The organism is Actinomadura monticuli, from assembly GCF_041463655.1.
Lineage (GTDB): Bacteria > Actinomycetota > Actinomycetes > Streptosporangiales > Streptosporangiaceae > Spirillospora > Spirillospora monticuli.
The window spans coordinates 735,985-759,558 of the sequence record NZ_JAXCEI010000001.1 but is presented as its reverse complement, the minus strand read 5'-3'; the positions used below and the strand labels follow the sequence as shown (position 1 = coordinate 759,558).

Annotated in this window: 22 protein-coding genes and 2 tRNA genes; 10 read left to right on the top strand and 14 right to left on the bottom strand. The window is 68.9% G+C overall.

What is annotated here, in order from left to right:
- Positions 1-12 precede the first annotated feature (12 nt).
- Together SM611_RS03675 and SM611_RS03670 are read left to right on the top strand one after the other, a co-directional pair.
- Positions 13-990: a C40 family peptidase gene (locus tag SM611_RS03675; RefSeq protein ID WP_371947341.1), complete on the top strand. Its 978-nt coding sequence runs from the start codon at positions 13-15 to the stop codon at positions 988-990.
- Positions 991-1,446: 456 nt separating this feature from the next.
- Positions 1,447-1,695 (top strand): hypothetical protein, encoded by a 249-nt coding sequence (locus SM611_RS03670; RefSeq protein ID WP_371947340.1) that lies wholly within the window; start codon positions 1,447-1,449, stop codon positions 1,693-1,695.
- Between the two features lie 53 nt (positions 1,696-1,748).
- Here the strand turns inward: SM611_RS03670 and SM611_RS03665 are convergent, their stop codons facing one another.
- From SM611_RS03665 to SM611_RS03655, 3 genes are all read right to left on the bottom strand, one after another.
- Complete coding sequence (locus tag SM611_RS03665) at positions 1,749-2,693, bottom strand: tyrosine-type recombinase/integrase (RefSeq protein WP_371947339.1); 945 nt, start codon at positions 2,691-2,693, stop codon at positions 1,749-1,751.
- Between the two features lie 85 nt (positions 2,694-2,778).
- Positions 2,779-2,852 (bottom strand) — tRNA-Phe (locus SM611_RS03660).
- 20 nt (positions 2,853-2,872) lie between these two features.
- Positions 2,873-2,950 (bottom strand) — tRNA-Asp (locus SM611_RS03655).
- Positions 2,951-3,212: 262 nt separating this feature from the next.
- On the opposite strand from SM611_RS03655, the gene SM611_RS03650 reads away from it, so the two are divergent.
- From SM611_RS03650 to SM611_RS03640, 3 genes are all read left to right on the top strand, one after another.
- Positions 3,213-4,628 carry an amino acid permease gene (locus SM611_RS03650; RefSeq protein WP_371947338.1) on the top strand — a complete coding sequence of 472 codons (1,416 nt, stop codon included), beginning with the start codon at positions 3,213-3,215 and terminating at the stop codon, positions 4,626-4,628.
- Positions 4,629-4,677: 49 nt separating this feature from the next.
- On the top strand, positions 4,678-6,336 hold the full coding sequence (locus SM611_RS03645; RefSeq protein WP_371947337.1) for an adenylate/guanylate cyclase domain-containing protein: 1,659 nt from the start codon (positions 4,678-4,680) through the stop codon (positions 6,334-6,336).
- Between the two features lie 163 nt (positions 6,337-6,499).
- Positions 6,500-7,456, top strand: coding sequence for a glycerophosphodiester phosphodiesterase (locus SM611_RS03640; RefSeq protein ID WP_371947336.1), 957 nt, complete (start codon positions 6,500-6,502; stop codon positions 7,454-7,456).
- On the opposite strand, the gene SM611_RS03635 is transcribed toward SM611_RS03640, so the two are convergent.
- Positions 7,457-8,338: a LysR family transcriptional regulator gene (locus SM611_RS03635; protein ID WP_371947335.1), complete on the bottom strand. Its 882-nt coding sequence runs from the start codon at positions 8,336-8,338 to the stop codon at positions 7,457-7,459.
- A gap of 223 nt (positions 8,339-8,561) precedes the next feature.
- Between SM611_RS03635 and SM611_RS03630 the strand changes: the two genes are divergently transcribed.
- Positions 8,562-9,893: a sensor histidine kinase gene (locus tag SM611_RS03630; protein WP_371947334.1), complete on the top strand. Its 1,332-nt coding sequence runs from the start codon at positions 8,562-8,564 to the stop codon at positions 9,891-9,893.
- A 110-nt stretch (positions 9,894-10,003) separates the two neighbouring features.
- Here the strand turns inward: SM611_RS03630 and SM611_RS03625 are convergent, their stop codons facing one another.
- A complete protein-coding gene (locus tag SM611_RS03625; protein WP_371947333.1) occupies positions 10,004-11,593 on the bottom strand; it encodes a cyclic nucleotide-binding domain-containing protein in 1,590 nt (529 codons plus the stop codon).
- Between the two features lie 869 nt (positions 11,594-12,462).
- Between SM611_RS03625 and SM611_RS03620 the strand changes: the two genes are divergently transcribed.
- Both SM611_RS03620 and SM611_RS03615 read left to right on the top strand, forming a co-directional pair.
- A complete protein-coding gene (locus SM611_RS03620; protein WP_371947332.1) occupies positions 12,463-13,335 on the top strand; it encodes a helix-turn-helix domain-containing protein in 873 nt (290 codons plus the stop codon).
- Positions 13,336-13,590: 255 nt separating this feature from the next.
- Positions 13,591-13,803 (top strand): DUF397 domain-containing protein, encoded by a 213-nt coding sequence (locus tag SM611_RS03615; protein ID WP_371947331.1) that lies wholly within the window; start codon positions 13,591-13,593, stop codon positions 13,801-13,803.
- Between the two features lie 226 nt (positions 13,804-14,029).
- On the opposite strand, the gene SM611_RS03610 is transcribed toward SM611_RS03615, so the two are convergent.
- The 7 genes from SM611_RS03610 to SM611_RS03580 all read right to left on the bottom strand — a co-directional run bounded on the left by SM611_RS03610 (position 14,030) and on the right by SM611_RS03580 (position 19,472).
- Positions 14,030-14,713: a maleylpyruvate isomerase family mycothiol-dependent enzyme gene (locus SM611_RS03610; protein WP_371947330.1), complete on the bottom strand. Its 684-nt coding sequence runs from the start codon at positions 14,711-14,713 to the stop codon at positions 14,030-14,032.
- Positions 14,710-14,880, bottom strand: a complete 171-nt coding sequence (locus tag SM611_RS03605; RefSeq protein WP_371947329.1) for a hypothetical protein — start codon at positions 14,878-14,880, stop codon at positions 14,710-14,712. Before SM611_RS03605 ends, SM611_RS03610 begins: the two co-directional genes overlap by 4 nt.
- A gap of 261 nt (positions 14,881-15,141) precedes the next feature.
- Positions 15,142-15,774, bottom strand: coding sequence for an alpha-ketoglutarate-dependent dioxygenase AlkB (locus SM611_RS03600; RefSeq protein WP_371947328.1), 633 nt, complete (start codon positions 15,772-15,774; stop codon positions 15,142-15,144).
- Positions 15,775-15,932: 158 nt separating this feature from the next.
- Positions 15,933-16,805 (bottom strand): Sco1979 family transcriptional regulator, encoded by an 873-nt coding sequence (locus tag SM611_RS03595; protein WP_371947327.1) that lies wholly within the window; start codon positions 16,803-16,805, stop codon positions 15,933-15,935.
- A 144-nt stretch (positions 16,806-16,949) separates the two neighbouring features.
- Complete coding sequence (locus SM611_RS03590; RefSeq protein ID WP_371947326.1) at positions 16,950-17,987, bottom strand: helix-turn-helix domain-containing protein; 1,038 nt, start codon at positions 17,985-17,987, stop codon at positions 16,950-16,952.
- A gap of 16 nt (positions 17,988-18,003) precedes the next feature.
- Complete coding sequence (locus SM611_RS03585) at positions 18,004-18,654, bottom strand: hypothetical protein (protein ID WP_371947325.1); 651 nt, start codon at positions 18,652-18,654, stop codon at positions 18,004-18,006.
- Between the two features lie 29 nt (positions 18,655-18,683).
- On the bottom strand, positions 18,684-19,472 hold the full coding sequence (locus tag SM611_RS03580) for a glutamate ABC transporter substrate-binding protein (RefSeq protein ID WP_371947324.1): 789 nt from the start codon (positions 19,470-19,472) through the stop codon (positions 18,684-18,686).
- A gap of 5 nt (positions 19,473-19,477) precedes the next feature.
- Here SM611_RS03580 and SM611_RS03575 point away from each other — a divergent pair, with 5 nt between their 5' ends.
- A complete protein-coding gene (locus SM611_RS03575; RefSeq protein ID WP_371947323.1) occupies positions 19,478-19,741 on the top strand; it encodes a hypothetical protein in 264 nt (87 codons plus the stop codon).
- 265 nt (positions 19,742-20,006) lie between these two features.
- Here SM611_RS03575 and SM611_RS03570 read toward each other — a convergent pair whose 3' ends face one another.
- On the bottom strand, positions 20,007-20,423 hold the full coding sequence (locus tag SM611_RS03570; RefSeq protein ID WP_371947322.1) for an ATP-binding protein: 417 nt from the start codon (positions 20,421-20,423) through the stop codon (positions 20,007-20,009).
- Positions 20,424-21,217: 794 nt separating this feature from the next.
- Between SM611_RS03570 and SM611_RS03565 the strand changes: the two genes are divergently transcribed.
- Positions 21,218-22,444, top strand: coding sequence for a helix-turn-helix domain-containing protein (locus SM611_RS03565; protein ID WP_371947321.1), 1,227 nt, complete (start codon positions 21,218-21,220; stop codon positions 22,442-22,444).
- 145 nt (positions 22,445-22,589) lie between these two features.
- Here the strand turns inward: SM611_RS03565 and SM611_RS03560 are convergent, their stop codons facing one another.
- The gene (locus tag SM611_RS03560) at positions 22,590-23,507 is read right to left on the bottom strand and encodes an HNH endonuclease (protein ID WP_371947320.1); all 918 of its coding nucleotides are present in this window, start codon (positions 23,505-23,507) and stop codon (positions 22,590-22,592) included.
- Between the last annotated feature and the right edge of the window lie 67 nt (positions 23,508-23,574).

The window sequence follows — 23,574 nt, the reverse complement described above, 5'->3', positions numbered from 1 at the left end:
GCGGCCTGCCCGTTGAAGGCCGCCGCCACAGCCTGCGCCGCCGCCCTCACCCTCCTGCTGGGCCTCCTCGTCTCGGCGGCCGGCCACGACTCCGCCGCCAGCGCAGGATCAGACCTCGCGGGCGCACCCACCGCCGAGGCCAAACACGACATCCCACCCGCCTACCTGCCCTGGTACCTCGACGCCGCCCACACCTGCCCCGGCCTGCCCTGGAACGTCCTGGCCGCCATCGGCAAGATCGAATCCGACCACGGCCGCTCCACCGCCCCCGGCGTCCACACCGGCCAGAACGCCGCCGGAGCCGGCGGCCCCATGCAATTCCTGCCCGCCACCTGGACCGCCTACGGCGTCGACGGCGACCACGACGGCACCAAAGACCGCTACAACCCCGCCGACGCCATCCCCGGCGCAGCCCGCTACCTATGCGCCAACCACGCAGGCCAAGGCGGCAGGGCTCTGCGCCGCGCGATCTGGCGCTACAACCACGCCGACTGGTACGTCCGCAAAGTCCTCGCCCAAGCCACCCGCTACGCCGCCCCCACCGCAACCGGACGCGGCGCCACCGCCGTCAAAGCCGCCCTCCGCTGGCTCGGCACCCCCTACTCCTGGGGCGGCGGCGGACCCACCGGCCCCACCTACGGCATCGCCCAAGGCGCCGGCACCAAAGGCTTCGACTGCTCCGGCCTCACCCAACACGCCTGGGCCCAAGCCGGCATCCGCCTACCCCGCATCGCCGCCGACCAATACAACACCGGCACCCACATCCCCCGGCCCCAACTCCAGCCCGGCGACCTGCTCTTCTTCGCCACCAACCCCGCCAACCCGGCCACCATTCACCACGTCGCCATCTACTACGGCTCAGGCCGCATGATCCACGCCCCCCACACCGGCGACGTCGTCCGCATCGCCCAATTCGCTGGCAACCCCTACCGCGAACGCCAATACACCGGCGCCACCCGCCCTATACCACCGCGCTCCAGTGAGGCCTGACCAGAGGTCCATCCTTTCCATCTATGAGTTCGTTCGGTCAACCAAAGTTCATTCTGGGAAGAATCTCATGGGCCAGCTGAAATCGTATGGTAAGCCGCTCGACGTTTCCAAGCAGGAGGTGTGGGACGCCCCGATCAAGATTGAGGGATTACGGGGCACCGAGAGTAGACCTGGTCTCGATCGGGCAGTTCGAGAAGAATCCGCGGGGGAACCTGTACACGACCCACCATCTCTCTGGTTCAGGTCTCCACGCTACGAGGGGAAGCACAGGCTCTTCACTACAAAAGGGACCAACACCTAACGAACAACCCTCTCCCAAAGCCGGAGTAGGCGCGCCAAGTTTGCCAGGGAGATGGGCAGGGCATGCAGCGAGCGCATCTATCGTCAGAGATAACCAAACATGCTGAGGGGCCTCAGGTGGGCCCGGAACGGGTGAGAGGGGCTAACCGATTCTGCGTGGAGTGGGGGATCACGATGGCGGGGATCGACAAGCGGATCGCCGTTCTTGTGTCTTGGAGCAGGACGGGCGACAGGAAGAAGCGCACCAGGCCGGCTAGGGATGCGTTCCTGGCCCGGTTTGAACGGGAGGTCGATCCGGAGGGTGTGCTTCCGGCCGAGGAGCGCCGAGAGCGAGCCGAGTTGGCCAAGCGCGCCTACATGCTCCGGCTGGCTAAACGGTCGGCCCAGGCGAGGAAGAAGGGTTGAGCTAGATCGAAGCCCCGGCGCTGGCCGCGCCGGGGCTTTTGGTTTGCTGACCTTCAGTCCTCCATGATGCGGTCGTAGGTGCGGCGGGCACGCGTGCTGGCGGCACTACGGCCGTAGCGGCGGAGCATCTGGGGTGATGACCAGCCGTTGAGTTCCATGAGGTCGCCTTCGGCCCCACCCTTGTCGAGCCAGGTGTGGGAGAAGTGGTGGCGGAACTTATGGGGATGGACGGTCACACCGCATTCCTCGCCGCGGCGGACGACCATCTGGTAGATGCCGTTGGCGGTCATGGGCGGGCGGTTGTTGGTGCCCAGCCACAGGTGCCGGTTGGAGGAGTAGGTGTGCTTGTTGCGGACGCGGATGTAGCGGTCGATGGCCCGGGCGGCCGGGTGCCCGAAGCGGACGATGCGCTGCTTGTTGCCTTTGCCGGTGACGAGGAGTTCGCGGCGCATCAGGTCCAGGTCGCTGCGGTCGCTGTCCTCGGGGTCGTAGATGATGCCGGCCAGCTCCGAGAGCCGCAGGCCGGTGGCCTTGAAGAGGGTGAGGATCGCGTAATCGCGGCGCTGGGTGAAGGTCTTGCCCTCGCAGTGCTTGAGGAGCTTGTTGAGTTCCTCGTCGGTGAAGACGGGGACGACCTTCTCGCCGACGGCCGGCGGGCGAAGCTTCGCCATGGGGTTGGGCAGCTCTTCGTCGGTGGACCACCACTTGAAGAACTGCTGCAGTGCGCGGTACTGGTTGTTGGCGTAGCTGTCGGAGTAGGTGTTGAGGAGCCAGACCGTCCAGGCGCGGACGTCGTCTGCGGTGACGTCGTCCCAGTCGGTGTGGTCGGTGTTGCGTCGAAGGTGCTCGGCCGCGAACCACTGCGCCGCTTCGGCGTAGGTGCGGACGGTCTTCGGGGACTTCCCCTCAGCGTTGAGGTGGAGGGTGAACGAGTTGATCGCGGGCTGGAAGGTACCTGCTCGGAGGTCCTTCGGGCGCCGCGTACGGGCGGTACCCATCGGGAGATAGTTTTCCTCTGTTCAAGCGGTGTACACCGACGGTGATCAACCCGTTATCGACGTTTCCGCTGGTCAGAGGACCAGGTGGGCAGGGGCGGGGTCGAACCGCCGACCTTCCGCTTTTCAGGCGGACGCTCGTACCGACTGAGCTACCTGCCCAGGACGCGTGTTGGTGCGTCTGGCGGTCCTGACGGGATTTGAACCCGCGGCCTCCACCTTGACAGGGTGGCGAGCACTCCTAACTGCTCCACAGGACCTTGCTGCTCCGAGCTTAGCGGCTCCGGAGGGGTGTCTCGGCCGGTGGCGACCCGGCGTTTGGCACGTCCGAGAGCATACGCGATGCCCGAGGGACGCGCCAACTCGTTAACGCGGGGGGCGGCGGGGGATAGTGCGTAACGGAGAGGTACCGGGCCGGTACGGGTTGTTGGGCGGGTGCTACGCGTTTGCGGCCGGGGGTCTTAATCTGTCCGGGTTGCGCAACTGTGCGTGACCGGAGGGTGGCACAGAAGGGAGGTCGGCGTGGTCGCAAAGCTCCCAGACCAGGGCGCCGAGCACTACCAGCGAGGGCTCGGGACGCGGCAGATCCAGATGATGGCGATCGGGGGGACGATCGGCACGGGGCTGTTCCTCGGGGCCGGGGAGAACATCGCCAAGGCGGGGCCGAGCCTGATCCTGACGTACGCCGTGGCGGGGCTGGCGTTGTTCTTCGTCATGCGGGCGCTCGGCGAGCTGCTGACGTACCGGCGGACGGAGGGCGGGTTCGCCGGGTATGCGCGGGAGTTCCTCGGTCCGTTCTGGGGATACGCCACGACCTGGACGTACTGGATCATCTGGGTGACGACCGGCATGGCGGAGCTGACCGCGGCCGGCACGTACATCCAGAAGTGGTGGCCGGGGGTCGAGCAGTGGCAGACGGCGCTGGCCGCGCTGCTGGTGCTGTTCGCGGTGAACCTGATCTCGGTGAAGCTCTTCGGTGAGCTGGAGTTCTGGTTCGCGATGATCAAGATCGCGGCGATCGTGATGATGATCCTGGTGGGGATCGGGGTGCTGGTCTTCGGGTTCAGCGATGCCGGGGACACGGCGGCCGCGAGCAATCTGTGGGACCACGGAGGCGTGTTCCCTGAGGGGTACTCCGCCACGATCATGACGCTGCAGATGGTGATGTTCGCCTACCTGGGCGTCGAGCTGGTGGGGGTCACGGCCGGCGAGGCCAAGGATCCGGAGAAGAACATCCCGCGGGCGATCAACGCGCTGCCGCTGCGGTTCGCGCTGTTCTACCTGGGGTCGCTGCTGGTGATCCTGGCCGTGGTGCCCTGGACGGCGTTCAAGGGCGGCGCGAGCCCGTTCGTGCTGGCGTTCGACAAGATCGGCATTCCGGGCGGCGGGGACATCGTCAACTTCGTGGTGCTGACGGCGGCCCTGTCGTCCTGCAACGCGGGCGGGCTGTACTCGACGTCCAGGATGCTCAGGACGGCAGGCGTCAACGGTGACGGGCCGAAGGTCCTCTCGCGGTTGAACGGGCGCGGGGTTCCCGTGCTGACAGTCGTGATCTCGGCGCTCGTCATGGGCATCGGGGTCGTCGTCAACGCGGTCGTGCCGGAGAAGGCGTTCGAATACATCACGTCGGTGTCGACGGGGGGCGCGCTGTTGGTGTGGACGGTCATCCTCGTCGCGCACATGGTGTACCGGCGGAAGGCGACGGCTGGGGTGCTGCCCAAGTCGTCCTACAGGATGCCTTGGGCGCCCTATGCCACCTGGGCCGTGCTGGCGTTCTTCGCGTTCGTCACCCTCACGATCGCCTGGGAGGCCGACACCAGGGTCGCGCTGTACGTGATGGCGGCCTGGGTGGCGCTCATCGTCATCGGCTGGCCGTTCGTCCGGCGCAGTTCGCAGGAGGCGGAGATGAAGGTCGCGGTGGAGAGCACCAGCGCCTGACCGTCATGGGATGATTCCTCCAGGCGGTTCCATCCCTCCGGAGGCGCACGTGACCAGCAGGCTAGAGATCCGTGTGCGCTGGGTCCTGCTGGTCGTGGTGGGTGTGGCGAACGCCATCGGTTCGGTGGTCGTGCTGCTGTTCGCGACGTTCGTGCTGCCCGATCCGCCGCTGGAGGACCGCGACTACGCCCGCATGGTGAACGCGGCGGCGTTCTTCGGGTATCCGGTGGTGGCCGCGCCGGTGGCGCTGCTCCTGGGGTTGTGGCTGTGGCGGCCCGTCGTGACGTTCGTCCGGGACGGGGGGGACCCCGACCGGCAGCAGCGGCGGGCCGTCCTGCTCGGGCCGCTCCGGCTGACCATGCTCGTCGGGGCCCTGTGGACGGTCGGCGCACTCGGCTGGGCGGTGCTCGACATCATCCTGTTCACCGGGCGGCTGGCGGTGAAGACGGGCCTGACGTGCCTGCTCGGCGCGGCGACGACGTGCACGATCGTGTACCTGCTGTCGGAGCGGCTGCTGCGGCCGGCGGCGGCGCTGGTGCTGGGCGCGGAACGTCCGAAACGGTTCCGGCTGCCCGGGGTGACGACGCGGGTGATGCTCGCGTGGGCGCTCGGGACGGCGATCCCGGTGTTCGGGCTGATCTGCGTCGCGATCGCCGCGCTCGCCGCGCCGGACATCAATGTGGGGCAGCTCGCGGTCACGATCCTCGGGCTCGGCGGCGTGGCGCTGCTGGCCGGGGTTTATGTCATCTATATGGCGACACGGGCGATCGCGGACCCGATCCGGGCCGTCCGGACGGGGATGGCGCAGGTCGAGCGCGGCGACCTCGGCGCCGAGGTCGCGGTGTACGACGCGAGCGAGGTCGGCCAGCTGCAGGCCGGCTTCAACCACATGGTCGCGGGGCTCCGCGAGAACGAGCGGCTGCGCGACCTGTTCGGACGGCATGTCGGCGAGGAGGTCGCCGACCTGGCGCTGGAGCGCGGCGACATCACGCTCGGCGGCGAGACGCGCGAGGTGGCCGTCCTGTTCGTCGACCTGACCGGTTCGACGAGGCTCGCGGACACGCGGAGCCCGGACGAGGTCGTCGGGCTGCTCAACCGGTTCTTCGGCGTCGTGGTGTCGGTGGTCGCGAAGCACGGCGGCTGGATCAACAAGTTCGAGGGGGACGCGGCGCTGGCGATCTTCGGCGCGCCGACCCAGCTGGAGGACTCGGCGGGCGGGGCGCTCGGCGCCGCCCGCGAGCTGGCGGTGCGGCTGCGCGCCGAGGTGCCGATGCTGGACGCGGGGGTCGGCGTGTCCGCGGGCCCGGTCGTGGCCGGCTACATCGGCGCGGAGGAGCGGTTCGAGTACACGGTGATCGGCGATCCGGTGAACGAGGCGGCGCGGCTCAGCGATCTGGCGAAGGATGAGGCGGGGCGCGTGCTGGCCTCGGCGACCGTCCTGGACCTGGCCCATCTGGCCGAGTCGGACGAATGGGACGTCGGCCGGTCGGTGACGCTGCGCGGCCGGAGCCGTCCGACCCGGCTCGGGAGCCCGCGCCGGGCGCCGGGGACCGGCTCTGATCCGGCTTCCGGCGTGGGGCGGACGGCCCGCGGCGCCCGGATCCCGCGCCCGCTGCGGCGGAGCCGGCGGCTGCTGCTCGGCGCGCTGATCCTCTCGAAGGCGACCAAGGGCGCGATTCCGCCGGACAAGTCCGAAGAGCCCGAGTAGCTTCGCCGCGGTTCCGCCGGAGGCGCCGTGTCGTCCCCCTCCCGGACGGTCCGGATGCGTATCGTCGCCGGCAGTACACGGTCTGCTACCGGCCCGTAACTCCCGTGTCACCGGACGGCCCGAGGGTTGGGGCGGACAGCCCCGGCTCCCGGAGAGGTGACAGATGCACCGACGGATTCGTCTCGCGCTCATCGCCGTCACGGCCACCACGGCGATCGTCGTCCCGGCGGCGGCCAACGCCGCCCCGCCCCCGCCCCCGCCCGGCGCCACGCACAGCGGCACGCCCGCGCCCCGGCCGCGCGCCGAGACCGCGCTGGACGCCGGGATCGTGAACGTCGCGCACCGCGGCGCGTCGGCGTACGCGCCGGAGAACACGCTCGCCGCGTTCAGGCTGGCCCGAACGCAGCGGGCGGACATGTTCGAGCTGGACGTCCAGGAGACCAGGGACCACCAGCTCGTGATCATGCACGACACCACGCTCGGCCGGACGACGAACGCGGAGGACGTCTACCCGGACCGCGCGCCCTGGAAGGTCGCCGACTTCACCCTCGCGGAGATCCAGAAGCTGGACGCGGGCTCGTGGTTCGCGGCGAAGTACGCGGGCGAGCGGGTCCCGACGCTGCCCCAGGTGCTGACCGCGATGCGCGGGAAGGGGCTCGGCCTGCTGCTGGAGATCAAGAGCCCGGCCCTCTACCCGGGCATCGAGGGGCGGATCGCCGCGGCGCTGAAGCGCTCGCCGTCCTGGCTCCGGTACGACCCGCGCGAGCGGCGCCTCGCCGTCCAGTCGTTCGACTGGGAGTCCGTGCGGCGCTTCCACGCCGTCCTGCCCAGGGTGCCGACCGGGCTGCTCGGCACGCCGAAGGCCGAGCAGCTGCCGGAACTGGCCTCCTACGCCGACCAGATCAACCCGACGTTCGGTGATCTGACCGAGTCCTACGTGGGGCAGGTGCACGCGGCCCGGATGGACGTCCTCACCTGGACGATCAACGACCGCGGCGACATGGAGAAGGCCGCCGGCCTCGGGGTGGACGGGATCATCACGAACAGGCCGGACGTCCTGCGGCAGGTACTGGAGGAGTCCCGGGCCGCCCGGGCCGCGCAGCGGGCGCGGGCCGCCTGATCAGGGCAGCAGCCGGCGCGCGCGGGCGGTGAGCGCCCGCGCCGCCGGACTGCGCGGCCCCTCCGCCCGCCAGGCCAGCGCGATCCGCCCGCTCAGCCGGGGCCGGACGATCGGCATCGCGTGCAGCGCGTCCGGCAGGCCGCGGGCGGCGGACTCGGGCAGGACGGCGACGCCGAGGCCGTGCGCGGCGATCTGCGCCAGTACGGGCGGTTCGCCGGCCTCGAACGCGATGCGGGGGCGCAGCCCGGCGTCCGCGAACGCCGCGTCCAGGACGGCCCGCACCCCGGTCCCCTTCGGCAGGCTGATCAGCGCCTCCCCGCCGAGCGCCCGCAGCGTGATCGTGGACCGCCGCGCCAGCGGGTGCTCGCGGCCGACGGCGGCGTAGAGGTCCTGCTCGATGACGACCCTGGTCGCGATGCCCTCGGGCGGTTCGGCGCCGAGGCTGAGGAACGCGAGGTCGACGCGTCCGGTGCGGAGCCCCTCGGTCAGGGTGTCGGTGTCCTCTTGGATGACCGTGATCTCCACGTCCGGGTGGTCGCGGTGGAATTCGGCGATCATGCCGGGAAGGTTCAGCGACCTGATCCAGTCGACCGTGCCGACCGTGACGTGCCCGCGCAGCAACCCGGTCAGCTCGTCGACCGACAGCCGCGCGCCCTCGACGGCCGCGAGCGCCGCCCGCGCGTAGGGGAGGACGGCGGCGCCGACCTCGGTCAGCCGGACGGTCCGTCCGGACCGGTCGAGCAGCGGCTGGCCGAGCTCCCGCTCCAGTTGCCGGATCTGCGCGCTGACGCCCGGCTGGGCGACGTGCAGCCGGGCGGCGGCCTTGGTGAAGCTCGCCTCTTCGATGACCGCGACGAAGTACTCCAGCTGGCGCAGCTCCATAACCAGCCATGCTAGCCGCGCGCGCGTCCAGCGCCATGGCTTCTGCCGAAGGCGGCGGGACGACTCCGGGCGCACCCGCGGCCGGCGGCGGGGCCGACCATTTCTTTGGATCTTCTTGGGTGCGTCGCTGCTGTTCAGAGGACTGATTCCGGTCTGGGCGGTGAATACATCACCTGCGGGAGGTCGGGTGTACGGACGGCACACATGGTCAATACGGGTGCGGATGACCGTGATTGCCGGAATGGTCACCGCGGTGATCTGCGTGATCGTGGCGACGCTGGTCCTCGTGGAGGTGCGCGACTCCAGGACCGAGTCCAAGCGCACCCAGGCGACGGCCACGGCGCTGCGGATCGTCTACGAGATGCGGCGCGGCCCGGTGCGGGGCGGCCTCCACGCACCGGAGGGCGTGGTCATCCAGGTCATGGACAGGAACCGGAAGGTGATCGCGGGCACCCCCGGTCCGTCGCTGACCGGGACGGCGGTCGCCCGGTTCCTCCCCTCGCAGGCCCAGGTGTACTCCACCCGGGACGTCTGCTCGTCGGCGGCCATCCGCGGCTGCGCGTGGGTGGTCGGTTTCCGCGTCTTCCAGCCGGACGGGGACTGGGTCGTCTACGCCGCCGCCCCGGCCGTCCCCTGGTTCGTCAGCCCGGGGCTCATCATGCTGCTGGTCAGCGTCTCGCTGCTGGCGACCCTGCTGGCGTGCCTGCGCGCCTGGGGCACGGTGGACCAGACCCTCGCCCCGGTGGACGCGATCCGCGCCGAACTCGCGGAGATCACCGCGCTGCGGTCGGGCCGGCGGGTGACGGTGCCGGAGAACCGGGACGAGATCAGGCGGCTCGCCGAGGCCGCGAACGCCACGCTCGACCGCCTGGACGGCGCGCTCGAACGGCAGCGCAGCTTCACCTCCGACGCGTCCCACGACCTGCGCAGCCCGATCGCCGCGGCCCGCACCCAGATCGAGGAGGCGCTCCTCTTCCCGGACGAGGTCGACTGGCCGCAGACGGGACGCGCCGTCCTGGCGAGCCTGGAGCGGCTCCAGGCGATCGTGACGGACCTGCTGCAACTGGCCCGCCTGGACGCCGCGGCCTGGAAGGAGGAGGAGACGGTCGACCTCGGCGCCATGGTCACCATCGAGATGGCGAGGTCGGAGCGGACGAAGCGGATCGTCCCGCACCTCCAGGAGGGCGTCACGGTGCGCGGGGACCGGCTCCGGCTCGTCCGCCTCTTCACGAACCTGTTGGACAACGCCGAGCGGCACGCCGAATCGCGGGTCGACGTCACGGTGCGGCGCGACGAGGGCCGCGCCGTCCTGGAGGTGCTGGACGACGGCGCGGGCGTCGCCGAGGAGCACCGCGACCTGGTCTTCCAGCGGTTCGCCCGGCTGGAGGCCAGCAAGGCGCGCGACCCGGGCGGCACCGGCCTCGGCCTGCCCATCGCGCGCGAGATCGCGCGGCTGCACGGCGGCAGCCTCACGATCGAGGACAGCCCGCGCGGTGCCCGCTTTGTCCTGAACATCCCAAGGAACGTTCCAGAACAGCCCGATCGGCGCGCCTGACCGGCGCGGGCGTCCCGGAGGATGCGGAAAACCCCGCGGCCTCGGTGCGCGCGGGGTCGTGGGTGGGGGTCGCGGGCCCGGCGGGGGCGGGCCGGCGGGCGGCGGCGGGGTCAGAGAGCCGATGCGGCGGGCAGGCCGCGCAGATGGATCCAGCCCTCGATGTCCGTTTCCTTCACCTTGCAGCCGATGGGCTCGTACTCGTCGGCGTTCACGTAGCCGGGCCCGTGGGCGATGACCGAGTCGTAGACGAAGCGCGAGGCGATGACGCCGAGGTCGGCGCCCGTCGCGGCGAGCCTCTCCTTCAGCGGCGCGGCGTCGAGCAGCCGGGCCGCGGTGATGACCGTCCAGCCGGCGATCCCGGGCGGGTCGGGCTCCACGGGCCCGACGTCCACGGCGACCCTGAGCTGGATGCGGACCGCCTCGCTCGACCGGTGGTTGTGGCGCCGCAGCCGCGTGCCGAGCAGGGCGAGCATGGGGTCGACGACGGCGGCGGTCGGCATCTCGGGCGGGATGACGATCAGCGCGCCGTCGCCGCGGTCCTCGCGGTAGCAGGCGTCCCACGGCACCTTCGACTCCTCGAACGACTCCCGCAGGGCCGCGTACATGGCGCGCCGCACCGCGATCCGGTCGTCCTCGTTGCGGACGTGCGAACTGAAACCGGCGATGTCGGTGAACACGACGGTGCAGTTCTGCCCCGCCCAGGACGGCGCGCCGCCGCTCGGGGAGGCGACGGTCTTCGTGTGCGCCGGCGACGAGCCGCCATCGGCCGCCGCGCCATGCGGCTCCCATGACCCGTCCGACGCCTCCGCCATGCCGGGCCACCCGCGGGCGTGCGACTCCGCAGCGGGACATGCGTCGTCCTCCACGTAGGGGCCGGACGCCGCCTGCCAGCTGAACCCGCCGTACGGCCCGGACTTCCCGTACGGGTCCTGAGCCCATTGGGGAGACATGGGTACGTACACCGTCGCGTACGGCTGGGGTGAGCCGTAGTGGACGGCGGCGCCGTACGCGTGCGCGGCCCTGTGCCGCTCCGTGTCCAGTCCGGCGAGGCGAGGATCGTGCGCGCCCCCGGACTGCTCGGTGAGCCGGTCGTACATCTCGCGTTCCAGGACGGCGACCACGCGCGGATGGTTGCTCAGGTACGTGACGAACTCCCGCGTGGTCAGGCGCAGCGCGTGCAGCGGCGCCATCGCGACGATCGTCGCCGAGCGCCGGCGCAGCAGCAGCGCGGCGCGCTCGCCGACGATGTCGCCGGGGCCGCGGAAGGCGATGATCCGCTCGCGTCCGTCCCGCTGGACGCTGACCCGCACCGAGCCGGACTTGATCACGACGGTGTGGTCGGCGGCCTGGCCCTCCTCCCACAGCACCGCGCCGGCCGGATACGCGACCTCCTGCGCGGTCGCGAGGATCTCGGCCCTCTCGATGGTGGTGAGGGAACGCCAGAATCCGCCCTGCTGGGACGTTCCGTCCTGCGGGGCGTACGCCGCGGGCGTCGGCGGCGGGACGTACGCCGGTGTCGCCGAGGCCGGGACGGACACGGGTGTCACCGAGGCCGGGACGGACGCGGGGGGCGTCGCGTGCCGGCTCTGCGGGGCCCAGTCGTCGGTGGAGGGTTCGCGGTGCGCCTGCCCGGCCGGGACGCTGTGCGTCACCGGGCGGACGATCTGGTCCGGGTCGTGCCGGCGGGCGTGTTCGTCCATCAGCACACCCGCCTTTCGGAAGCCGCGGGGGCGGTATTCGCGCGGGTTCCGGCGTTCGCGGGGTGGACGTCAAAGGTCGGGGGATGAATCTGCTGTCTTGACATGTCAGGGACCCCATGCCTCGAATCGCGACTTCGGTTCCGTGCGCGGTGCCCGGATCACCCGGCACCGGGCCGTGGTGGCCGAAGTCACATCACCTATAGCCCGTGCCGCGTGATCGCGGTTAGACTGGGTGAGTCCGCAGAAAACGTTTTGGCAGGTCAGCCTAGATCTTTCTGCGTTTTCGCAGGTGTTCTGCGCAGACCCGCCGGCGCGTTCTCGCGCGGCTCCGGGAGTCGCTCTCCACTCTCCGCCGATCGTCTTGGCTGCCAACCGGTGGTCGGCGGAAGTGGCGGGCGACTCTGTTGTTGTGGCCGGTTCTGGTCGTTCTCGCTGCCGATGCCGAAGTGTCGCGTCGTGGCTGACCTCCCCGTCCGATGCGTGTCCGCCTCGTCCTTCATGCGGCCGGCGGTGCCCCGTGGCCCGGCCCCGTGTCCGCCGGTGGCGAGGTGCTCGGACGGGGGACACGCGTCCCGGCCAGGCTCCTTACCCTGCGTAGAGATCGTCGGTTGCTCTGATGTGGCACCGAGTCTCGTTGCAAGTCGGCGTCTGCTAGTCTGCTATGTAGCACATTACAACATAGTCCAGTGTGATGCAGCAGTCTGGAACTTCCGACGCAGGTTTTGGGCGATATGACGGGGTCTGGCGCGTGGAGCGAAGATCGCATGACCAAGACATGTAGCGCAGTGGTGGCAAGTGGGATGTCAGGTCCCGAAATGCCATGTAGCATCCAGGCCGGTGGCACTAACTACTTAGAGTGAGCGAATGCGATGTCCAGTGACCAGGGGCCGATAGTCCAGAGCGCGCTGCTGCGGGCGGAGCTCGTCCGGCTGCGCAAGGAGAAGAGGCTGACGCAGGAACAGGTGGCGCGGCAGCTCGAGTGGTCCCCGTCCAAGCTCATCCGGGTGGAGGGCGGAAAGAACGCCATCACCCGAACCGACCTGCAGGCCCTGCTCAGGGTGTACGACGTCACCTCCGAGGGGCGCCAGGAGCGGTTGCAGACACTCGCGCGCGGTGCCCGTGAGCCCGCCTGGTGGAACGAGTACCGTGGTGAGCTCGACCCCGGTTTCCTCAACTACGTCGGGTACTCCGCCGGTGCGGCCTTCGTCCGCCAGTTCCACGGGACGGTGATCCCGGGGCTCATCCAGACGCCCGAGTACGCCGAGGTGCTGTCGACCGGCAAGGCGTCCGAGCGGGCCCGGGTCCTCGCGGCCAAGCTGCGGATCCAGCGGCAGCAGGAACTCGCCAAGCGGCAGAACCCGCCCCGCCAGCACTACATCATCGACGAGGGCGTCATCCGCCGGCATGTCGGCATCAAGATCGACCCCGCGATCATGCCGGCGCAGCTCAACCACATCGCGGACCTCGCCGAGCGGGACGACGTGGTGACGGTGCGGATCATCCCCTTCAGCGCCGGGGCGCACCTCGGCCTCGAAGGGCCGTTCACGATCCTGGAGTTCGACGGCGATCTCGCCGACGTCCTCTACCTGGAGGGACGGCCGGGCGCCAGCTTGATGCTCACCGGTGAGGACGAGCGGATCGCCGAATACCGCGACACCTTCGAACTCCTGCTGGAGCAGGCGCTGCCGGCCGAACAGTCGATCGCGCTGCTCCGGACCGCCGCCGAAGACCTGATGGCCTGACTCGGGCCTCGCAACTCGACCGGACCGGAGGTGAAGGCCGCGGCGAACATCCGACAAGGCGAGTGGCCGTCATAACACGCAGCGTGATCTTGTGTTCCCTTGTAGGCGGGGTAACTAGAACCGTTTACACTCGTGATCGGGAAATTATCCACAAGGTCGTGGTTTGTTGTGCCCTGCTCGGTACTCGTCCGGTGGGTGTTCTCGGCCGATCGCTTGGCGAGACGGGACCCGCCGGCAATGGACGGAGGTTGCTGGATGGTCTACCGGTCGAATCGTGGAGCCGCGCTGAACTGGCGGAAGAGCAGCGCGAGCACCGACGACAGCACCTGCGTCGAGGTGGCGGCGCTCGGCCCGTCGGTACTCGTCCGCGACTCGCGCGACCACTCCGCTGGCGTCGTCACCTTCGGCCGCGCGCAGTGGAACGCTTTTTTGAGCGCCATCCGGGAGGGCGACCTGGATCGGCGTTGAGTCACGTGACTCATTTCCCCCGCCTCCCGTAAAAATTGTCGACCATTGCAGCTCCCTGACGCCTTTACCGGCGATCCTTGACAACCTGCCCCGCTCTCGCCCGGAAAGGAACGGCTCGGTTGACGTTCCTCGGGGCCTTGGCGCATCGTGCCGTCGGTGGGCCCGCACCGGCACGGCGGAGCGCTGATTCGCCTGGACCTTGGCGCCAGTGAGGACGCGCACTGGCTCAGTAGAGAAACGGGACCTTGATCTGGTCGGCGCCGATCAGAGCCGTGCCGGGAGAGCGGCCGAGGAGCCAGGCCAGGAGTGACGGGGCCGGTCCGGTGACGAGGTGCTCGCCATCGCCATGGTCTTGGCCGGTGTCGGTGGCGTGCAGGCGCAGGTCGGGGCCGTCGTCACGGCGTGCGAAGGAGGCCGTCACGCTGGTGAGCAGGCGGGCGGTGAAGTCGGCCGGCCAGTCGTCCGGGGTGAAACCGGCGTCCAGGTCGACGTGGTGGATCAGGACCTCGGTGAGGCGCGCGTCGGCGGCGCGGGCGGCCGGGTGGCGGGCGCCCGTGGTCCATTGGACGGTTCGCCGCCATGCCTCGTCCGGCATGAGTGCGAAGGCTTCCGCGAATCTGCCGGCGCTGCGGCGGACGTCCTCCAGGAGGGCGCGGGCGGGGCGGTCCGCGCCCTCCTCGATCTCGGCGGCGCGGGCCTCCAGGCTCGGGTACTCGTAGGACGCGACGCCCGTGCGGGCCCAGGTGAGCAGGCGGGTGCCGCCGTCGGCGTTGCGGGCGACGTGGGTGAGGACGTGTCCGCGCGTCCAGCCGGGGAGCAGGGAGGGCGCGCGGACGTCGGCGTCGGCGATTCGTGCGGCGGTCGCGAGGAGGGCCCGCGTCGCGGCGGTGATCTCCGCGAGAGTGATCATGCGAAGGCGGATGCGTGGGCTTCGGCCCACTGGCGGAAGGTTCGCGGAGGCGTGCCGGTGATGTCCTGGACGGTGGCGCGAACGGCTGATTCGTCCAGCGAGCCGTTCACGTAGAAGTCGAAGAACGCGTCGACGTAGGCGACCGGCATCTGCTTGCTCATCTCCACGCGTGCCTCCTCGTCGGCGACGGCGGCGATGTCGTGCGGGTCGACGGTCGCGGTGCGGACAGCGGCGAACGGTAGGCGGAGCGTGTCGCCGCGTCCGACGCCTGCACGCGGACCCGCGGGCCCAGATCGAAGGCGGCGGTGTAAAAGCGTTCGGCGGCCGTGGGGTCGGCCACCTCAAGGGTGACGAATTCTACGGTTGCCATGCCGTTCACGTTATGCGGCGCCGACGCGGCGCGCTTCTCGAATCCTGATCGGTCCCGCTTAGCGGACGCCGCGGGGACGGAACTGGATGCTGATGCGGGGGCCGGTCACGCGGGCGCTCTTCGGGATGGCGTGCTCCCACGTGCGCTGGCAGCTCCCGCCCATCACGATGAGGTCGCCGTGCCCCAGCTCATGGCGGATCGTCCCGCCGCCGCGAGGCTGACCGCCACCGCGCGGACGCAGCAGCAGGCTTCGCGGCGTGCCGACCGACAGGATCGCCACCATCGTGTCGTGCGTGGAGCCACGCCCAATGGTGTCGCCGTGCCATGCCACACTGTCGCGGCCGTCCCGGTAGAGGCAGAGCCCAGCGGTACGGAACGGCTCACCGAGTTCGTCGGCGTAGTGGTCGTCGAGCGCCGCTTTCGCCTCGTCCAGGACGGGATCGGGGAGTGCCGCGCCCTCGTCGTAGAACGCGAGCAGGCGGGGAACGTCCACGACCCGCTCGTACATGCGCCGCCTCTCCGCACGCCATGGGACGGACGTGCGCAGCCGCTCGAACAGCGCGTCCGCGCCGGGGATCCAGCCGGGGAGGACGTCCACCCAGGCGCCGCCGGCGAGCCGCGTCCGCCGCGCCGACGCCAGCGGACGCGGCCCGCCCTCGTCCGTGCAGTCCAGCAGCGAGCCTTGGAACATGCCGCCACTGTACCCGTTTCGGTCAAACATGTGTTCGATCCGGCCGTGGGAGCGTGGTCTGTCGGTGGCGGATCGTAGTCTTCGCCCGTGATGCGCGGTCCACCGGCGATCGGCTGAGCCTTGCGTGCGACGCGGGCTGAGCCTCGCCGTTCGGAACGTCAGAAGTCGTGCAGCAGGTCTTTGAGGAAGGCGGTGGTGCGGGCGGGGCGGGCCGCGCGGATGGCGAGGAGGTCCATGATCTTCTGGTAGCGGGCGGCCTCGTCGCCCTCGGGGTAGCGGGCGCCGGTGAGCTGTTCCAGGTAGATCACGTCGTCCAGGTCGTTCTCGGCGAAACGGACGATCGTGATCGGGCCGCCCAGTGCCGGGTGGCCGCCCGCGGAGAAGGGCAGCACCTGCAGCCGCACGTTGGTCATGGTCTCCGACACCGTGATGAGGTGCTCGATCTGGGCGCGCATGGTGTCCGGCCCGCCGATCGGCCGACGCAGGGCCGCCTCGTCGATGATGGACCACAGCGTCGCCGCGCCGATCGGCCGGTGCAGGATCTCCTGCCTGGCCATCCGGACGGTGAGCCGCCGTTCGAGTCCCTCGTAGGGCGCGTCATGGTGTTCGAGCCCGATGACGGCCCGCGCGTAGTCGCGTGTCTGTAACAGGTGCGGGACGTACTGCACCTCGAAGTTGCGGATCGTCGTCGCCGACTGCTCCAGCCCGAGGTACTGCTCGAACCAGCTCGGCACCACGTCGCCGTAGCCCTGCCACCAGCCGGGCTTCTTCGCCTCCTGGACGAGTTCCAGGAAGCTCGCGCGCTCGTCCTCGTCGTGGACGCCGTACAGGTCGAGCAGGTCGAGGACGTCCCGGACCTTGAATCCGTGCCGTCCCAGCTCAAGTCGGCTCATTTTGGACGCGGACGAGCGGATCGCATTCCCGGCCTCGACCCGTCCGATCCCTTTGTCCTCCCGCATGCGCCGGAGCCGCGCCCCGATCTGCATGCGCAACGCGGTCGGCCCCGGGCCCGCCTGCCGATTGTCCAGCACAAGATCTCCAGCGTCTCGGACGTCCCGACAACGATCGATCGGAGGGTCTCACAAGCAATGGTGAACGCGCAGGGAACCCTTGGCCAGAGGTATGTAACTCGACCGGCCGCGACGGGGGATTTGGGATCGTTCCAAATTCCGGCCTCACCGGCGCGGGACGAGCAGATCCAGATCGGCCCGCGGCACCCGCGCCCGCTCGGCGACGCGATCACGGTCGGTGCCGGCCTGGCCGACGATCTCGACCGCCCGGGTCAGCATCGTGGGCTGCTCCAGCGGCTTCCCCGGCCCCGGCTCGTGCCGCCGCCAGCCGCGCGAGCTCATCGCGCTCATCGCGTTCCGGTACACGGTCTCCTGCATGATCCCGAGCGTGCGGGCCCGGTAGAGGAGCGCCGCCATGCTGACACCCCAGGCCGCCTTGAGGCGGGTCAGGCATTCCCAGTCGGCGGTGCCGGGAAGCTCGCCCGCGATATCCGCCTCGGGCATGAGGAATTCGGCGGCGAATCTGTGCGCCTGGTCTTCGACGACCTTTTCACCGGGTTCGGCGTCGGCATGCATGACCAGATGGCCCAGCTCGTGCGCGGCGTCGAATCGGTTACGCCAGTAGTCGCCCTTGGCCGGATTGAAGAACACCATGGGCCTCGGGTGGACGCCGACGCTGAACGCGTCGACCCGTTCCGCCGCCCGCGGCAGGACGAGCACGATCACGCCGTGCGCTTCGAGGAGCCGGACGACGTGCGGCACCGGGCCGGCCTCCGCCAGAAGGGCCTTCCTCGTCAGCCTTGCCGCCTCAATGGGCCCGGGGCCCGCTATCTCGTCCGGCGACACGGGGTATTCGGGCAGGTCGACCTCGGGAAAGTCGACGAGGTCCTCAAGCGCGGCGACGATGTCGGTGGCGATGCGTCCGTAGGCGAGCGCCTGGTCGCGCTCGATCTGGCTGGTCGACCTGAGCGACCGGAAATGGGCGCCGTCCATGGAAACGGGGCTGCGCCCGTCCTGAAAGAACCCGACCGGCACGCCGAGCGCGATGGCGAGCCGTTTCAGCGTCATCTCGTCGGGCCGCTGCACACCGGCCTCGTACCGCCCGATCGCTTTCGGTGTCGTCCCCACGGCGTCCGCGAGCTGGTTCTTGCGCAACCCCCTGAGCCGCCGGGCCAGCGTCAGCCGCTCGCAGTCGAACAGCACCCTGCGCCACCCTTTGCTAGGCCGTCTTCGTCTCCTCGCGGAGCCGCATGGGGACGTCGTCTTCCTTGTCGTCCCAGAGCGGCATCGTCCGCTCGACGAGCTTACGACGTGGATCGGGCCCGATGGCGTCGTCCAGTTGCTTCACCCAGTGCCAGGCCGTCCCGCCGTCCGCGTTCCACCTGGGACGGCCCAGGAAGAGCTCCATTTCGATGGGTTCCTCGCTGGCGCTGTGCGCGAGTACCAAGGTCACCACACCGGGCGTGTCGTGCGCCTCCAAGCCCAAGGGGAGGGCCAGTTGCGGGTCTTCGATGTATCCCTGACGTGCGACGGCCTGCTTGGTGGGACTGTCCCGGTCCCAGCGGATCCCTTTGACGTTGCCGAACTCGTGGCGCTTGAGGAGGACGCGGTAGGGGCCGTACCGCCATCCGGGCGAGCCGTTCAGATCGTCCCGGACGACCTGCTTCGCCAGCTCGCCGCGGCCGAAAACGCGATCCAGGTGGGACGTCAGCGACTCGAACGCGGCGACGCCGTACGTCCGCTCCTTGAACCCCGCGTCCCGGCTCAAGTGATTGAACAGGGCACGCGTGGCGTCGCGGTGAGCCTCCCGCACCCCGTGCAGGAAGCCCGCCGCCATGAGCTCGTCCCAAGCAACCTGCTCCTCAGTCACGCCCCCCACTGTAGGCAGGGGCACTGACATTACGAGCAGCCCTCGAACTGCGGCACCTCTTCGACCAGCTTGAGCCCGCTGGACCCGAACCACTTGCGCAGCAGCCGGCTCGCCGTCCCGTCCTGGTACATGGTGGTGATGGCCCGGTTCACCTTCTCGCAGGCGTCGATGTCGCCCTTCCGCATCCCGACGCCGTAGCGCTCATCGGTGAACGGAACGTTCAGGATCTGGACGTCCGGCGCCGCGAACCCGGCCAGCACCAGATCCCCGGTCGAAACCGCGTCCACGGCCCCCGCGCGCAGCTTCGCCACACAGTCGCTATAGGAGGACGCCGGAACGAGGTTGGTCGCGATGCCGAGACCATTGACCACCCGTTCGGTGGACACGGACCCGCTCGCCTGGCACATTTTCCGCCCGTTCAGGTCACGGATGGTCCGGATCCTCGTGTCACCGCGCTTGACCATGACGTCCTGGTGAGCGACGTAGTAGGGACCGGCGAACGTGACGAGATTGGCCCGATCCGGCGTGATGGAGTAGGGCGCGAGGACGAGGTCGACCGAATGCGCCTCGAGTTTCTGCTCGCGGTTGTCCGACCTGACCTCCTTGAACGTCACCTTCGAGGCGCCGAGCCTGCGGGCGATGTAGGAGCCGACGTCGACCTCGAAACCGCGGAAGACGCCGTTCTCCTTGCGTCCGAGGCCCGGCTGGTCGATCTTTACTCCGATCGTGATGGCGTCCTCACCGGGAATGGACGCGCTGGCGGTCGCGCATCCGGCGAGTCCGAAGACCAGGGCCAAGCTCATCAGAATGTGCCGCACAGCCCATGGCTATCGACCCGAATCAACGGGCGAATGAACGCGAGGCGGCCGAAGTGCTGACGCCCGATGGCCCTATCGCCTTTGCGGGGGCCGCCGCTCGATGGCGAGGCGCCGCAGTCCCCGAACCCGACATCTACGCCGACCCCACCCGCCTGGCCAACCTGGATCTTCAACTAACCCGCTACCAGGTGCTCGGGAACATCTGGTGCTTGAGGAGGACGTCGATTTGCCCGGCCGCCGCTTTCGCGTCTCCGCACGGCCACAAGTAGCCCTCCCTCCCGCGCAGAGTCTCGCAATAGCCCCACGTCCCACCCGGGGTGGCCCGGACGGAGACCACGATGCCTATCTCCTTCGCGAGTCCGGCGTGCACCCACAGCAGGGGGAGCGGCGTCGGGAACTCCTCGGGGCGGTAGAACTTGGTGAAGCGCCATCCCTGGGGTTGGAGTGCCTCGGCCAACGCATCCAAATGTTGGATGGCCGTCCGCTTGCCCAGCCGGGTGCGCAGACGGAGTACCTGTCGTTCAACCTGGACGCTCAGAGAACGCACTTGGCCCACGTGACCTTTCCTCCTCCGGTCAGCGGATCGGTGCCCCACTCCTCCGCGAGCGCGGCGACCAGGAGCAGGCCGCGTCCGCCGATCGCGGTGTCGCTTTCCTCCTGGACGCAGGGCTCCCCGTCGCCGCAGTCCTCGACCTGGATGACCGGCAGCCCGTCCGCCTCGTCCCGCACCACGCGGACGACGATCGGCGGCTCACCGTGCAGAAGCGCGTTCGTGACCAGCTCGGACACGATGAGCTGCGCGGTGTGAACGTCCTCGAAGCCCCGATCCCAGAACCACTCACCGACGAACCGCCGCGCCGCCGCAGGTGCGCGTTCGTCCGCCCTCCGAACCAGCAACTCGAGAGCACCAACTTGGACGATCATTTCCTCGCCCTCCACACGGCTGCTCAACGCGTTCCACCTTTCTTATCCTTTGTCAGTCTGGGTGAGTTCGGCCCCAGGGACCGTCGGCGGCGTCGGGACACCGGCCCCGCTCGACGGTGAGCTCGTCGATGACGGGCGGCGTTCAGCGATCGTGGCCGTCTAGGCTCGCCGCTCGGACGAGTGGTCTGGGATGGGAGGACGGCAGCGTCGAGAACTGACGCGACCGCGTGGGCGAGAGCTGCTGGGCTGGGGGCCTCGACAAGACGGCCTTCCACGAGCGCCCACCACCGTCGGGTATGAAATCCGAACCACGCCACCACGCCGAAACGGACCGCCAGGTTCTGGATCTCGGCGCGGACGATCGGTCTGGTGTCCATCGGGACGGTTACGTCGGAAAGCATGATCACGCCTCCGTCTCAGACAGCAGCGCGTCCAGCTCCACGACCGTTCGCGCCCGAAGTAGCCGGTGTGGTGACACCCCCGGCAGACTTTGGGCGAGCCAGTCGCCATGTCGCCCATCCGGCAGGACTTCGCGCCAGATCTCCCACGCGTGCCCGTGCTCAGCGCGCAACACCTCAGCTGGTGAGGGACGAGGCGCTTCCACAGGTACCCCCTCGTTTCGCTCATCTCGGCTGCCTGGCTGTTGGGACGCCGAAGACGCTACGTAGGGCAACTGTGCCGGTACAGTTACGCTCCGCTGTCGTTTGGTGGAGCGGCACCGAAAGGGCTATGAGGCGTAGTCGTTTGACCACTGACGCTTACACGGCCGCGTCCGCGACTTACGCTGAGATTGTCGAGACGCTCGGAGAAGGGCAGGGCAAATGCAGGACGCCAGCATCAGCGACCGCGTCCGTGAGCTGCGGCGCCGACGTGGAATGACCCAGGAAGAGCTTGCCGAACGGGCTGCATTGTCGCTCGCGGTGATCAAAAAGCTGGAGCAGGGCGGCACCTGCCGCATGGAGACCTACCACCAACTCGCCCGCGCGCTCGGTGTCACCACCGTCTGGTTCGTCTCCGCTGGGCCTCCCGAACCGACCGAAGCCGTCGTGGACGAGGTCGTGCTCGCCGACATGCGTTCGGCGATCAATCCGCCTATCGGATTGGCCGGCCGTCCCCTCTACGGCACCGCCGACGGGGATCACCCGAACCTTTCACGCCTCCGCGGCGCTGCCTCCGCGATCGCCGCCAAGTATCAGGCCGACGCCTACGACGATCTCGCGCGCATCATGCCCGCCCTGGTGAGATCGGCTCACCACCATGTCGAGGTGCATGACACCGGAGACGAACGGCGGGATGCATTGCAGCTTCGCGCAGACATTCTCGGCCAAGCCGGGCGGTATCTGATTCAGATTCGTGCCCATGATCTGGCCCTGATCGCGCTGCAACGCTCGCTGCGGGACGCCGTGGAGATCGGCGACACCCCACTCGCCGCCGCGGCCGTCAGCGGGCAGGCGTGGGCGATGCTGCGTCAAGGACGCTTCGCCGAAGTCGAGCAACTGTGTGTCGACACCTCGGGGGAGATCGAGCCGACCATGAGCAAGGCGTCGCCCGATGAACTGTCGGGATGGGGGTACCTGCTGCTGAGGGCCGCGGCCGCCGCATCCCGCAACAACCGTCCCGACGAGGCGCGCGAGTACGTTCGTACGGCGGGCGCTGCGGGTGCGCGTCTCGGCCGGCAGCACCAAGACCTAGCGGGCCACAAATCATTCGGTCCGCTCAACCCGGCCTTGATGAGAACAGAGATCGAGTTGCTGGACGGGCGCCCTGACCGAGCCATCGAAGCGGCGCGGGAGGTGCCGCGTGACGTCGGCACCGGAAACAAATCAGGCTGGGACCGACACCGTCTCGACATCGCACGGGCGAAGGCCCAGACCGGGGACCCGGAGAAGGCCGCGGAGATCGTTCAGGCCATCCGCGCCGAACACCCGGAATGGCTGCGCTACCAGCAGTACGGCCGCGACATCACCCGCGAACTCCTGGACACACGGCCGAGAATGCCCTCACGGGCAATGCTCGACCTCGCCGACTTCATGGGCGTGCAGCCGTAACGCCAGCAGGCGGAAGACCTAGGCAGCACACCGTCGAGCCGTGCTCACCACTTGCTTGACTGCGATCGTCCGGCAAACTCACCAACATCACCGACCGCCACGGCGTGAGCGCACAACTCGTTGAATTGTTGATGCCCAGGCGCATCTAGCCAGCTGCACGAAACTCTGCGTATCGTTGCTCAATTGCGTCCTTGTTCGGGCGATCAATTCGTCGCCTTGGCAGATTGAGCGGCGTGCCATCCATCTCCTGGATGCCGTGCTTGAGCATGGGGCCGTCTGTCTCTTGCAGGATGTCTGTGCGCACTTCGATGGTGAGGCTCGGATGTATGCCGATGATGTTGGCATCGTAGGCAGCATGGTGGATCTTGCAGAGCGCCAATCCGTTTGACACGGATGGAACTCCACGGTCATCGCTGTCTGGAATGATGTGCGCGGCATCCAACAAAGAGGTGTGTCGCAAGTGGCATATGGCGCAACTTTCGTCATAGGCGTGAATGACGCGCTGACGGAAGACGGGCTGGTGCAATCGCTGCTTGCTTACCCGTTGGGAGTACCTGCGTTCTACTGGGCTGAGGGACGACGCGTTCTCGGCGAGGGCGAGTTGACCTCGCTCAACGCCGACTGCGACTTGGGACAACTCAGGCTCGTCCGCGATGATCCAGACGGGGTAGAAGGGGAGGTAGACACCTTGGCGAACTCCGAAGAACCAGATGAGCGGAAGTCTGAGTTCGTAGGCCGCCCGCAGGCCCTTATTCGTGTAATGCTGTGGGTTTCCCTGGTACTTGTAGCGCAGAAATCCGTCGTCTCCCAGGGCGTCCTCATACGGTGCTCGCTGCCCATCGGAAGTATATGTTGTCAGGATTGACAGCGCTGCCGTTAGATTTCTGGGCTTGCGGATTCCCAACTGGTTGTCGATTAGTGGACACCGTTGACCCTCAAAAATAAAATTGAGAAGTTCTTCGCGGTCAACCACGGGGTTGTCGGGGGTGCATCGCCGGTCGAGCCACGCCATCGCGGCTCCACGTAGGCGTGCGTCGAGGTCCTCGCCCAGCACTGCGCTCACGCCCAAATTTGTACTACTCCGCCTTCTGGCGCACCAGTGCAACGCCCGCACCAGCAAGACCGATCGT